General features: G+C 60.0%; 14 protein-coding genes. 8 read left to right on the top strand and 6 right to left on the bottom strand.

What is annotated here, in order from left to right; genetic code table 11:
- Positions 1-26 precede the first annotated feature (26 nt).
- On the bottom strand, positions 27-1,115 hold the full coding sequence (gene hppD, locus NJC40_RS15540; protein WP_253140167.1) for a 4-hydroxyphenylpyruvate dioxygenase: 1,089 nt from the start codon (positions 1,113-1,115) through the stop codon (positions 27-29).
- 259 nt (positions 1,116-1,374) lie between these two features.
- Between hppD and NJC40_RS15535 the strand changes: the two genes are divergently transcribed.
- Together NJC40_RS15535 and NJC40_RS15530 are read left to right on the top strand one after the other, a co-directional pair.
- Positions 1,375-1,782, top strand: a complete 408-nt coding sequence (locus NJC40_RS15535; protein ID WP_045489716.1) for a heme-binding protein — start codon at positions 1,375-1,377, stop codon at positions 1,780-1,782.
- A gap of 77 nt (positions 1,783-1,859) precedes the next feature.
- Entirely contained in the window at positions 1,860-3,506 is a 1,647-nt protein-coding gene (locus tag NJC40_RS15530; RefSeq protein ID WP_253140166.1) for an aldolase/citrate lyase/malate synthase family protein, read from the top strand.
- A 23-nt stretch (positions 3,507-3,529) separates the two neighbouring features.
- On the opposite strand, the gene gntR is transcribed toward NJC40_RS15530, so the two are convergent.
- Positions 3,530-4,549, bottom strand: coding sequence for an HTH-type transcriptional regulator GntR (gntR, locus tag NJC40_RS15525; RefSeq protein ID WP_253140165.1), 1,020 nt, complete (start codon positions 4,547-4,549; stop codon positions 3,530-3,532).
- 264 nt (positions 4,550-4,813) lie between these two features.
- Between gntR and NJC40_RS15520 the strand changes: the two genes are divergently transcribed.
- The 6 genes from NJC40_RS15520 (at position 4,814) to NJC40_RS15495 (ending at position 9,165) form a co-directional block, all read left to right on the top strand.
- On the top strand, positions 4,814-5,305 hold the full coding sequence (locus tag NJC40_RS15520; RefSeq protein ID WP_253140226.1) for a gluconokinase: 492 nt from the start codon (positions 4,814-4,816) through the stop codon (positions 5,303-5,305).
- A 95-nt stretch (positions 5,306-5,400) separates the two neighbouring features.
- Positions 5,401-6,753 carry a GntP family permease gene (locus tag NJC40_RS15515; RefSeq protein ID WP_253117312.1) on the top strand — a complete coding sequence of 451 codons (1,353 nt, stop codon included), beginning with the start codon at positions 5,401-5,403 and terminating at the stop codon, positions 6,751-6,753.
- A 546-nt stretch (positions 6,754-7,299) separates the two neighbouring features.
- The gene (gene csrA / locus NJC40_RS15510; RefSeq protein WP_045489705.1) at positions 7,300-7,488 is read left to right on the top strand and encodes a carbon storage regulator CsrA; all 189 of its coding nucleotides are present in this window, start codon (positions 7,300-7,302) and stop codon (positions 7,486-7,488) included.
- Between the two features lie 272 nt (positions 7,489-7,760).
- Complete coding sequence (locus NJC40_RS15505; protein WP_253140164.1) at positions 7,761-8,201, top strand: hypothetical protein; 441 nt, start codon at positions 7,761-7,763, stop codon at positions 8,199-8,201.
- A 2-nt stretch (positions 8,202-8,203) separates the two neighbouring features.
- Positions 8,204-8,614 carry a phage holin family protein gene (locus tag NJC40_RS15500; RefSeq protein ID WP_253140163.1) on the top strand — a complete coding sequence of 137 codons (411 nt, stop codon included), beginning with the start codon at positions 8,204-8,206 and terminating at the stop codon, positions 8,612-8,614.
- Complete coding sequence (locus tag NJC40_RS15495; RefSeq protein WP_253140162.1) at positions 8,611-9,165, top strand: DUF3618 domain-containing protein; 555 nt, start codon at positions 8,611-8,613, stop codon at positions 9,163-9,165. The genes NJC40_RS15500 and NJC40_RS15495 overlap by 4 nt, the downstream gene beginning before the upstream one ends.
- Positions 9,166-9,210: 45 nt before the next feature.
- Here NJC40_RS15495 and NJC40_RS15490 read toward each other — a convergent pair whose 3' ends face one another.
- The 4 genes from NJC40_RS15490 to NJC40_RS15475 all read right to left on the bottom strand — a co-directional run bounded on the left by NJC40_RS15490 (position 9,211) and on the right by NJC40_RS15475 (position 12,564).
- Positions 9,211-9,453 carry a DUF465 domain-containing protein gene (locus NJC40_RS15490; RefSeq protein ID WP_045489700.1) on the bottom strand — a complete coding sequence of 81 codons (243 nt, stop codon included), beginning with the start codon at positions 9,451-9,453 and terminating at the stop codon, positions 9,211-9,213.
- Positions 9,454-9,557: 104 nt separating this feature from the next.
- Complete coding sequence (locus NJC40_RS15485) at positions 9,558-10,982, bottom strand: NAD(P)/FAD-dependent oxidoreductase (RefSeq protein ID WP_253140161.1); 1,425 nt, start codon at positions 10,980-10,982, stop codon at positions 9,558-9,560.
- Positions 10,983-11,481: 499 nt separating this feature from the next.
- Positions 11,482-11,748 (bottom strand): DUF1652 domain-containing protein, encoded by a 267-nt coding sequence (locus NJC40_RS15480; RefSeq protein WP_253140160.1) that lies wholly within the window; start codon positions 11,746-11,748, stop codon positions 11,482-11,484.
- 336 nt (positions 11,749-12,084) lie between these two features.
- Positions 12,085-12,564, bottom strand: a complete 480-nt coding sequence (locus tag NJC40_RS15475; RefSeq protein WP_045489693.1) for a GNAT family N-acetyltransferase — start codon at positions 12,562-12,564, stop codon at positions 12,085-12,087.
- Positions 12,565-12,760 lie beyond the last annotated feature (196 nt).

Here is a 12,760-nt window from a genome sequence, read left to right as displayed (position 1 = left end):
AATGGCGGGCAAGCGCGCATGCGTTATCAGCCATCAGCCGGTGCCTGGGTCAGCACGCCACGGCGGATCTGATCACGTTCGATGGACTCGAACAGCGCCTTGAAATTGCCCTCACCGAAGCCCTCATCCCCCTTGCGCTGGATAAACTCGAAAAACACCGGCCCTAACAGCGTCCCGGAAAATATCTGCAGCAGCAGGCGCCGCTGGCCGCCCTCGTTGCTGCCGTCGAGCAAAATGCCCCGTGCCTTGAGCTCGGCGACAGGCTCACCATGGTCCGGCAAGCGCTCCGGGAGCATCTCGTAATAGGTCTCGGGGGGCGCGGTCATGAATGGCAGTCCCAGCGCCTTGAGAGCATCGCAGGTGGCAATCAGGTCGTCCGTGCAGAACGCCACGTGCTGGATACCCTCGCCGTTGAACTGCATGAGGAACTCTTCGATCTGCCCTGCGCCTCTGGACGACTCCTCGTTGAGCGGAATACGGATCAGCCCGTCCGGCGCGGTCATCGCACGGGAGGTCAGGCCGGTGTATTCACCCTTGATGTCGAAGTAACGAATCTCACGAAAGTTGAACAGTTTCTCGTAGAACCCGGCCCAGTAGGCCATACGCCCGCGATAAACGTTGTGAGTCAGGTGATCGATGAATTTCAGGCCAGCGCCCGGCGGGTGACGCTCGACGCCCTCGATGAAATTGAAATCGATATCGTAGATGGACGTACCTTCGCCGAAACGGTCGATCAGGTACAACGGCGCACCACCGATGCCCTTGATCGCCGGTAGCCGCAGCTCCATCGGCCCGACCGGAATCTCCAGCGGCTGCGCACCGAGTTCCAGTGCACGCTGGTAGGCCAGATGCGAGTCCTTGACCCGAAAGGCCATGCCGCAGACCGAGGGGCCATGCTCGGCCGCAAAATAAGACGCCAGGCTGTGCGGCTCGTTATTGAGGATCAGGTTGATGTCACCCTGACGATACAGGGCCACCGCCTTGGAGCGGTGCACGGCCACCCTGGTAAAGCCGAGCATCTGCAGCACCGGCTCAAGCACACCCGCCACCGGCGCGGCCAGCTCGATGAACTCAAACCCCATCAACCCCATCGGGTTGTCGTATAGATCAGCCATGGTATGGCTCCTTGCAGGAAACTGAAAATGGCGGCAATCGCGATCAGTTCACGCAGGCGGCGCGCAGGGAATGCCACGCACACTGCGCGCAAGAAAATCCCCGATGAGTAACTGCAAGGCTGAGGTGTTCATGCATTGAGCCTAGCCCGGCTTGTCAGCCCATGCATGAAAAATCTGTCGTCAGCCGCTATCCTGCCAGACCCGAGGGGCGCTTGCTGAGCGTTGCCGGGACGCCTCCCCCATCCGCCAAGGACCTCGCATGAAAATAAAAGCCGTTCTGACCCAGGCTGAAGTCAGCCAGATTCTCGCCGCCGCCCGTCAGGAAGCCCTGCACAACGAATGGGCCGTGTCGATTGCCATTGTCGATGACGGCGGCCACCTGCTGGCCTTCGAGCGCCTGGACAATGCCAGCCCGAGCAGCAGCTACATCAGCACCGAGAAAGCCCGCACCTCGGCGCTGGGCCGGCGCGAATCCAAAAGCTATGAAGAGGTGGTCAACGGTGGCCGTACGGCGTTTCTCAGCGCGCCACTGCTGACCTCCCTGGAAGGCGGCGTACCTGTCATCGTCGATGGCCAGGTGATTGGCGCTGTCGGCGTCTCCGGGGTTCGTTCCGATCAGGATGCGCAAATCGCCAAAGCCGGGATTGCCGCCCTCAACGCCGATTGACCTGAAGCGCACCGCAGCCGGGCCGTGGCGGAACCGCCTTCAGGATTGCAGTTCACTGACAATCTCAAGGAACCGCCATGACGGACTACCTTCGCTGTAATCGTCTGAGAGTCACCGCCGCGCTGCACCAGTTCATCGAACAACAGGTGCTGCCCGGCACACTGATCGACCGCGAGACGTTCTGGGAAGGCCTGGACGACCTGCTCCAGGACCTGGCCCCGCTGCACCGCGACCTGTTGGCCGAGCGCGAGCGTGTGCAACTGGCGCTCAGCGAATGGCACAAGGCCCATTGCCCCCCTGAGCCGGGCGCCTGGCGCAGTTTTCTGGAGCAACTGGGCTACCCGCAAGCCTGCTCCCAACTGGTGCGGATCAGTACCGCCAGTGTCGACATGGAAATCAGCGATCAGTCCGGTCCTCAGTTGCTGGCCGCCGGTCACGATGCGCAAGCGGTCGTGAATGCGGCCAGTGCCCGGTGGGGTTCGCTATACGACGCACTGTATTACAGCGATGCGGTTGCCCAGCAGCAAGGTTATGAACTCGACGCTCAGTACAATCCGCAACGCGGCGCCAAAGTGGTGGTGCAAGTGCGCGAGTGGTTTGATCAGGTCATTCCCCTGAGCAGTGGCAGCCACGTCAATGCCCGGCACTATCGGGTGCGTCATGCTCAGTTGAGCGTCACCCTGGCCAATGGCGAGGAAACCGGCCTGCAACGCCCGGAGCAGTTTCTCGGCCATCAAGGCCAGGCGTTGCAACCCAATGCCTTGCTGTTCGGCCATCACCGGCTGCATGTAGATGTCCGTATCGATCCGCAAAGCCGCGCCGGTGGCTGTGATGTGGCCGGGATCAGCGACGTGCTGCTTGAAGCAGCACTGACCGCCTGGATCGACATCAGCACACCGCTGCGCACCCGCGAGCTGGACGGCTACGCAAACTGGCTGAGCCTGATGAAAGGCCAGGCGCTGCAGCCAGACCAGACCTGGCAAGGCGCGGCTGGCGGTGAATTGAAACTGCCCGGCCGCGCCTTGTCGCTGTTGCATATCAACGGCCTGGCCAGACACAACCCGGCACTGCTCGATGCCCACGGCCAGCCAGTTGCACAACTGATTCTCGACGCGGTACTGGGTAGCCTGATTGCCCTGCATGACCTGCAGCGGCGTGGCAACTCGCGCAGCGGCAGCATCTATCTCAGCGTGCCCGGCCTTGAGGGCGTGCAGGAAGTGGCATTCGTCGACCTGCTGTTCGGGCGGATCGAAACCCTGCTCGGGCTGGCAGCGCAAACGCTCAAGCTGGGCCTGACCGACGAACACTGGCGCACCAGCCTCAATCTGGAAGCCTGTATCCATGCCGCTGCGGCCCGCACTGCCCTGCTGCACAGCGGCGCGGTTGATTGGCGAAACGCCCTCGCGACCACACCCTGGCAGCGCCTGGCCGAGCGACGCACCGTGCCGGTAGCCCTGGCCTGCGGCCTGCGTGGCCGGGCACAGATCAGCAAAGGGCTATGGAACCAGCCAGAACACATGGCGGCGCTGCTCGAAGCAGGTATTGAGCCGCTGCAGCAGGGCGCCAGCGGCATGCTGGTATGCACGCCCATCGCTGCCACGCTGCATGCCCTGCACCATCACCAGGTCGACGTGGCTGAGGTGCAGCGGGCTATTGAGCAGGACAACCTGCAGCAGCACTGTGCGAGCCTGCTGGATGAGTGCTGCAGTCAGCCGATAGCGTGACTGATGGCGTCAGCCAGGGGCGCTCAGGAACTCTCGCGCACCACCAGCTCGAAGCCCAGATCCAGCTGTTGCGACTCAGGCAACTGATCGTCGAGCAACGCCAGCAGCATCTGCGCCGCATGCTGGCCTACTGCGGCGCGCGGCGTGCGGATCGAGGTCAGACGCGGAACCATGTGGGCAGAGCCTGGCAGGTCGTTGAAACCTACCAGCGCCACCTGCTCGGGAATCTTGATACCCAGGCGCAGGGCCTCCAGCGCCGCGCCCTGGGCCAGGTCGTCATTGCAGAAGAACACCCCATCGACATCCGGGTGCTCTACCAGCAGCCTGGCGAACAGCTCGCAGCCCAGGCCGATGGATGAAGGTAACGGCGACATTACATGCAGTTGCGGGTCGTCCAGGCCCGCCTCGACCAGCACCTGACGAAACCCGGCGCCGCGCTGCAATACACGAGGGTCAAGCTGCGCGGCAATGTAGGCCAGCCGTTTGCGGCCGCGACCAAGCAAGTGTTTGGCCGCACCGGCCCCGGCCTGATGTTGGGAAAAGCCGACGCAATGAGTCTGCTCGGTGATATCCAGCTCCATCATGTGCACGCACGGGATCTCGCTGTCGGCCAGTAACTGACGGACCGACGGGGTGTGATCCAGCCCGGTCAACAGCAAACCACGCGGCCGGTTGATCAGGTGGTTACGCAGCAATGTCTCTTCTTCTTTGGGGTCGTAATGGTAGTTGCCGATCACCACTTCCAGACCACGCGGGCGCAGCACATTCTGAATCGCCTCCAGAGGTTCGATGAACAACTGGTTGGACAGCGACGGCACCAGCACCACCACCGTCGGGCTGCTGGATGACGCCAGGGCACGAGCTGCCGGGTTGGCCACATAACCCAGGCGCTGGGCAGCGGCGCGGACCTTCTCGACCAGCTCGGGAGCCACCGTCGCCACGCCACGCAAGGCCCTGGATGCGGTAATGGGAGAGACGCCAGCCAGTTTCGCTACTTCATTGAGCGTCGGCCGGCCGGTGGAGCGGGAACCAATACGTGCCATGTGTTGCCAACTGAATAGAAGGGGTTGCCAGAGGAATGAGACGGCACTAAGGTAGCGCTGTCCCATCATCCGTGGCAATGCCTGAACTGCCCGCGGAGCACCCGAGCATGGTGACTGAGCACTCCAGAATAATGACAAGAGCTGAAACAGCGCAGCAGCCGGTAGGCCTATCGAGCAAAGACAGCGCTGTCTCAGAGCGACGAGGCTAAAAGCAAGGTGGCTAACGTGACAACAGCAACAACCAAGATTTCTGCCCTGGTGGTGATGGGCGTTTCCGGCTGCGGCAAGAGTGAGGTCGGTCAGTGCATCGCCCTGCACACCAGCGGTCAACTGATCGAAGGCGACGCCTTCCACCCCCAAGCCAACATCGACAAGATGAGCGCCGGCATTCCCCTTGATGACGAAGACCGCGCCGGCTGGCTGACCCGCCTGGGCCAGGAGCTGGCTGAGGCCGTGGCACGCGGCGAGCGACCGATTCTTGCCTGCTCGGCGCTCAAGCGCAGCTACCGCGACCGCCTGCGCCAGGCAGTACCCGGGCTAGGCTTCGTGTTCCTGCAATTGTCGAAGGAAACCGCGCGGCAACGCTGCGCCCATCGCCGCGGGCATTTCATGCCGGCCAGCCTGGTCGACAGCCAGTTCAACACCCTTGAAGTCCCTCACGATGAGCCACGCACCCTGATCGTCGACGCCACGCAAAGCATCGAGCAGTTGGGCCGCCAGGCCGCCGACTGGTGGGACGCTTCACGTGGGGAATAAAACCATACCCGCTAAAGATAGCGCTGTCTTAGAAGAACTCCGCCCTCGGCGGCCGCTCCATACAACAATGAAAAAATGACAACTGGAGAACACTCATGTTCGGAATGACCCACGAGACCTATCTGTTGGTCGACGCCCTGGTCACCATCGTCGGCCTGATTCTGCTGATCACACAGTTTAAGGTTCACCCGTTCATCGCGTTGACCGTGGCTGCCGGTTTTCTCGGCCTGACCTCGGGCATGCCGGTGGAAAAAGTAATGAAGGCATTCCAGGACGGCTTCGGTGGCGTACTGGGCTTTGTCGGTATCATCCTTGGCCTGGGCACCATGCTCGGCAAGCTGATGGCCGACTCCGGCGGTGCCGATCAGATAGCCCAGACACTGATCCGCACCTTCGGTAAACAGAAGGTCCACTGGGCGATGATGTTCTCCGCCTTTCTGGTGGGCATCCCGCTGTTCTTTGAAATCGGCTTCGTGTTGCTGATTCCGCTGGTCTATATCGTGGCCCGGCGCACCGGCATCTCGATCATCCGGATCGGCATCCCGCTGCTGGCCGGCCTGTCGGCGGTCCATGGCCTGGTTCCGCCGCACCCGGGTCCGCTGCTGGCCATCGGCATTTTCGGCGCCGACATCGGCAAAACCATTTTCTACGGCCTGCTGATTGCCCTGCCTACCGCTGTTATTGCCGGCCCGATCTACGGCATGTGGATCTCGCGATACATCCCCGGCAGCCCATCGGCAGAACTGATGGCGCAAATCGGCAAGGAGTCCAGCGCGCAGAACCTGCCAGGTTTCGGCATCACTCTGGTAACCATCCTGCTGCCAGTGTTCCTGATGCTGCTCAAGACCTTTGCCGACGTGGTGCTGCCGGAGACCAACATCTTCCGTATCTGGATGGACTTCATCGGCCATCCGATCAGCGCCCTGCTCGCCGCCCTGCTGCTGGCGTTCTACACCTTTGGTGCGGCGCGCGGTTTTGACCGCAGCCAAATCATGAAAATGCTCGATCAGAGCCTGACACCGGTCGCGGCCATCGTGCTTATCGTCGGTGCCGGCGGCGGCTTCAAGCAGATGCTGGTGGCCAGCGGCGTGGGTGATGTAATCGGTCACATGGCCGTGCAGGCGCAGCTCAACCCGATTCTGCTGGCCTGGCTGGTCGCGGCGGTGATCCGCATTGCCACCGGTTCCGCCACCGTGGCAACCATTACCGGCGCGGGCATCGTGGCGCCGGTGGTCGGGCTGATCCCGGGCGTCAACCGCGAACTGCTGGTGCTGGCCACCGGCGCCGGCTCGCTGATTCTCTCCCACGTCAACGACGCCGGTTTCTGGCTGGTCAAGCAGTACTTCAATATGACCGTCAGCGAAACATTCAAGACCTGGACCGTGATGGAAACCATTCTTTCGGTGGTCGGCCTTATCTTTATCCTGCTACTTGCTACTGTGGTATGACCCTTCCGGGTTCGCCGTAGGAAAACGGCGAACACTGCCTGCGACATTTCAACGCATTGTCTAGTACCCCCTCAGCCTGTATAGGCTGAGGGTGCTTCTTGTGCACCCAAAAAAAGCGCTGCTGTGCTTTTACGAATCAATGTCCTACAGCCTCTTTCCTACTTTCCATTTGAAATATCAGAATCTTCAGGCAAATTTTCAGGAGAACGCCTACGCTACAACTCGGTAAAGGACTACAAATCAGGATTAGCCATCCTGCAAGGCAACTAATGCGTGGTCTACGGGTCAATCAGGATCCAATCTGGTCTTTTTCAATCTTTTGCCAGTAAATACGGGCATTTGCAGGACAAAACGGGCAGAATTGGCAGGCTCGTCACCGCGCTGATGCAAATCAAGGTGACAAGAAAATGAACCGAGGGAATTAAATTCACCGCTGCAACGTCATATTGATGGACGCATTTGGATGCACTCGGCAACAATCACCACGCAAAGGCACATGCCAGCCTCTTGAGAGAGGCGTCAAAAGAGGCCATCAAGGAAAAGATTATGTTGATACTGACCCGCAAAGTAGGCGAAAGCATAAACATCGGTGACGACATCACCGTCACCATTCTTGGTGTTCAAGGGCTGCAAGTGCGCCTGGGCATCAACGCCCCCAAGAATGTCTCCGTGCATCGCGAAGAAATCTACAAGCGCATCCAGGCAGAACTGGCGCCGAACCAGAACTCCCAATAATTATTGCTGCCACCCTCGATTCGAACGGCTTTTTAACGACGCAAGAAGCTGTGCACGGCGCCCCTGGGACACCCTTGGCGGTGCCGTTTTCGTTTGTGGCCGGTGTTTAACGCAGCATGGCCGAGCGCAGGCCGTTTTCGTCAAAAACCCGTAAATGCCCACTGGTCATCCAGCTGGAACATGCCATGAGCAGCGTCAGTCCATCACACATGCCTGCCCCGAAGTGAGCAGTGAGCCGGGCATTTTATCCGTCAACTCAACGGTGAATGACCATGGCAACTCCCTACGAAAACTTGGCGGGCGGTGCTGCTCGCACATCTGATTCGCCCCTGCACGACCCTCTCGATACCCTGCAAGACGACAGTTTGCGCAACTCTCCAGGCACCGACAGCCACACCCAAAGCCTGGCGCACTATGTCGAAGAACTGGCGCAAGGCATCAGTCAGTTGGCCGATAACCTGCGTCATCAAAATGCCGATGAAGCACTGCAACAGGCTGGCAGCATGGCCCGTGATAACCCGGCGCTGTTCCTGCTTGGCAGCTTGGCGCTGGGCTTCGGCCTGTCGCGAGTCCTCAAGGACCAGAGCCCGGAGCAGCAGCCGCCCTTCGACCCGCTGCCAACCGGTGCGACCGACAACACACTGTTCCCCCATGATCCGCTTGAGCCGAACGGCCAGCTTCGCGATGGCGGCGAAGGCCCGCAAGGAGCATGACGATGACTGACACCCCACAAGCACCCGGCCCTGACAACGACACCTCGATCCTTGGCCTGGTCGGCCAGTTGGTGCATGAAGTGCCGGTACTGATAAGCAAGGAAATCGCACTGGCCAAGGCTGAGTTCCGTGAATCGTTAAACACGGCCCAGGCCGGCGGTAGGGAAATTGCCGGCGGCATCATGCTGATGCTCGCAGGCCTGGTGATCCTGCTGCTGGGCGTGGTCCAGGTCCTGGCCTGGTGGCTCGCGTCCTGGCTGGCAGCGCTACTGGTCGGGATCGCGGCAATGGCCGGCGGCATGATGATGCTCAAGGCCGGCAACCGTCAGCTCAAACTGACCAGCCTGACCCCGGAGCGCACGGTCGAGGCGTTTAACAAAGACAAAGATGTTATCCAGAGGAAAGCATCATGAGCACAAACAACAGCACCGGCAGCCCTGAGCAGCTCCAGCGCGAAGTCGATGAACAACGCTCCAGCATCGATCAGATTGTCGAAGCGCTGGAAAAGAAAATGTCACCCGGCCAGTGGATTGACCAGACCCTCGCCTACGCCCGGGAAAACGGCGGCGAACTTGCCGGCAATCTGGGTCAGAACATCAAGCAAAATCCCCTGCCCGCCGTGTTGCTGTCGGTCAGTATCGCCTGGCTGATGCTCGGCCAGCGCAGTACCGCAGACCGTTCGCCAGCCAGCGCGGTGGGTAACGGTGTGGACAGCTTGAAAGACCAACTCCAGGCCGGCGCTTCGACCCTCAAAGACAAGGCCAGCCAGTTGGGTGACCTGAATCTGCGTCAGCAGGGGCAGCGCTTGCAATCGGGGCTGACTGACTTGATGCACCAGCAACCCCTGGCCCTGGCCGGTGTCGCAATCGCTCTGGGCGCCGCGATTGGCCAAAACCTGCCGCCCGGCGAGCGGCAATGGGCGCGCCAGCTTCCCGCCTCACCGGGGCGCGGCGCGGCACTCTGAACAGCCTCGCGGCCCTGCTTGCTCGCCAAGCAGGGCCGCCGGCTCTCAGCCATGCAGTTCAAGGCGCTGGACGATCCGGTCCTTGATCAGCAGTCGATGCTCCTTGAGTTTTTTCAGTTGGTCATCGCCAATCCCGCCGGCGATGCCCTTCTCGGCATCCACGACCTGCAGGTCGGCATGCCGGTAGTCGTCGAGGAGCTGCTGTAAGCGCTCATCGGCCTTGCCACGTGCCAGCACCGCTTCTTTATCCAGATTCAGGTCCGCGAATAAATCGTGTTTGACTGGCATGAACAGGCCTCCTCGGTAGAAAACTGAAAGCCTAATAGTAGCCAATCGCTGGAAAAAGCCTGCACAACCCGATCAGGTCCGCACCTGAAACAGCCAGCAGCCTCTCAGACTTTCCCGGACAGCCCCGGTAATAGCAGGTGCATGCGCTCATCGAGGGTCTGCACCAACGACGGTCGTGCCGGCTCCGGCTTGCGGGCCAGGCGCTGCACACGTGCCAGCACCGCTTCGAGCACGGCGCTGCTGGCGGTGTTGTGGAATTGCCAGACACCGTAGATACGCCCTTCAAACGCCTGCTCGCTGCCCAGTTGCGGGTCTGGCGCCAGACCGGCACCGATGCCGAACAGATAGATGCCGTCCAGCCGTCGTCCGTCCTGATCCTGTGGACAGCCTTGGGCATTGGCATCCAGCCCGCCATTGGCCTGACGCAATTGAATCGAGGTGTCGTCGGCATGATACAGCTGCGGCAATACCGGCTGATAACCGGTGCACTGGATCACCGCACCAGACTCGCCCAGTGCCTGAGCCGCCAGCTCCAGATCTGCCGGTGCACCACCTTGCAACTGGGCACGCCGGACGGTCACCCCGGTTTTGCCGACCCGGCCGTTGTGCAGCACTTCACGACCGATTTGCTGGGCCCGATAACGTAACCCGCCGGAGCGATTGATACGCCCCGAGACCGGGCAGACATCACGTTGCGCATCGAAGTCATAACCTTGCGCGCGGGCCTGTTCGGCGCATTCATAGAACAACCGCACAGGGTTGCGGTGAATCAGGGTCAGTTCCTGCAGACCGGCAAACTCCAGCGCATCGGCAAGGTTTTCCAGAACCGAAAACGCACTGTGCGAACCGCCGATCACACTGATCCGTCGCCCGGCAGCCAGCACCGGCACCAACCGCTCACGAATCTGCACCGCGTTCATGCGCAACAGCACATCTGACCCCAGCACGTCGGCTGCCGCAGGCAGGCTCAAGCCATGCGCAGCCAGGCCCGCATACAGATGCTGCGGCGTTTGCCGCCCGCCCAGATTGAGCACCAGTGCACGGCAGCGGATACGCCGTTCAAAACCGGCGGTTTCAACCAGCAGGTGGACCTCGCCAGGCTGCCAGGTGACGGCGGTAATAGCGGTGCTGTGCCATATCCTGACCCCGAAGTGCTTGACGATATGCTCAAGCACCAGCCGGTGGGCCTCGGCCATCAGTTCGCCGACCTCAGCCAACGGCGGCGCGCTGTCAGCCTGACGGCGGATCCGCCAATAGGCCGGCGAGTATTCCAGTGGCTCGAAAATGCTCGCCAGACGGGGATCGCGCAGGCAATCAATAAAAACATCGCCGACCGAATTGGCGGTAATCCGGTACTGCCCCAGGCTGCCGACACCGGGGCGGTCACTGGCGTCGACGACAATCAGACCGTCGCGACACAACTGTGGCAGCACCCCGGTCTTCAACGCATTGAATAAAAAGCCCATGCCCGCCAACCCGGCGCCGCCCACGACGCAGGCACACTCAGTGTCTAAATGATCTTCGAACATAATGGCTTCCTTGTCTGACCTGTTACAAGTTGTCTGCATACAGGTCGGTGGAGAAATTAAAGACAGACGCCATCCCGCCACAACGGCCTGACCGGACCGGGAGATAGTTGCGGATTTTCCGATATGAAACCCGATTCAAACAAATACGCCGACCACGCTACCGCCGACCTGTTGAATGCAGGGCAATAAAAACACCGAGAGGGAGAGAAGCAAGCAGCCGCCAGTTAAATGGCGAGCAGGGCGAATAATTTCAAACAACCCAAAAAGAGTCAAATAAACCGCAGCGGTTGCAAGATTGAATCAGCCAGGATCCAGTGATTACTGGCTGGAGCAAAACGTAAGATCGGGTCCGTTGGGCGCTGTTCAGGACCAGGCCTCGAAAAAAGGCCGATAAGTAGTATTTACTTATCACCCTGCAAGCGCGGCGCAGAGAACCGACGCCGTAAACCTGACGGTCGACGCACACAGGCGTCGACCGCAGCACAGCGGTAACGGTTACTCAGGCCATGCGCGAATAGAGCTGGGGCTGAGCGACAGTGTGCAATTCGTCGCGCAACTCAGCCACCAGGTTGCTGATCTCACGACTGGTATTCAACCGGCCCAGGGAAATGCCGGTGACGAACAGATTGACCTGGCCGGTACTGGGTTCAGTGATCTGTACGGTCATCGACTGATCCTGCGCAATGGTGCAGGTGCAGTTCAAAGGCAGAAAAGCGCCTTCCACGATACTTCTCAGCTCAAGAGTAGACAGTCCACAAGCGATCATTAGCCATCTCCTTATTTGCAAGCACAACAGGTTTAACCCTGCACACTTACGCTTATTGTCCAATCAAAAGTTATAATCAGAAAATATTCTGATCTTAAGGATTACCGCCAAACCAGCGGCGATCTTCAGCCCTTATACGCGCCGCCCGAAAGTGGAGCAATCAACATCCGACTAACGAGCCAGCATTATGCTACTTATCCGACAATGGGTCATTGAAAAATCGTTTCACCGATTTTATTGAACAACGGTTCGAATATACCTTGTTAAACAATGAACCTGAGTTGTTAAAAACGATCAGGCAGGCGGCCTTTAAGACCGCCATCCAACGCTGTCTCATCACTCCGGCCGCAACAACCTTAAATGAATCAACGCCACCGAAGCGCCCTGCTTGTCGCGGCGCTCTTCAATTGCAAAGGGGCGCAGCCCCAGCCGGGAGTAAAACAGCAGGCCGGTGACGTTGTGGTTGAAGCACGAAGCGGTCATTTCCTTGGCCTCGTGTTTATCGAAGGCAATTTCAGCCATGCAGCCGATCAGATAACGGCCCACGCCTTTACTGCGTGCGCGGGCAGCGATGATGACATTGCCCAACGTGCAGCGACCGCGAAAATCACAGCGCACAAAGTTGGCGTAGCCCACCACTTCACCGTTGTTCTCGATCACCGTCGGGTCTGAACGCTGCTCAAGCGATTCATGCAACTGCGCCGCAGTCAGCGGCCAGCTCGCCCGGGGGAACATGTAGAACAGTTCGTCGGCATTCTGTGGCAAGGCGCAGACGGCGGCGACGTCTTTCTCTTCCAGAGCACGGTAAAGCAGCATGGGCAATAACCTCTTGAAGAAGCTGAAGAAGCTGCACCATAGCGCATTGTGCCAACGGTCGGGTGCGCAGTTGCATTGTGCCTTATCACTGAGCAGCTTTATGGCTGCTCGAAATCACTGCCCGCGCAGCATGCGCCGAACGCTCAACCGGCCAGCGTGAGCGTGCCAGGCCTTTCACAAACCCGTCGGGTGGCAA

The organism is Pseudomonas sp. 21LCFQ02, from assembly GCF_024129895.2.
Classification (GTDB): Bacteria; Pseudomonadota; Gammaproteobacteria; order Pseudomonadales; family Pseudomonadaceae; genus Aquipseudomonas.
This window is presented reverse-complemented; position numbering and strand designations above follow the sequence as displayed.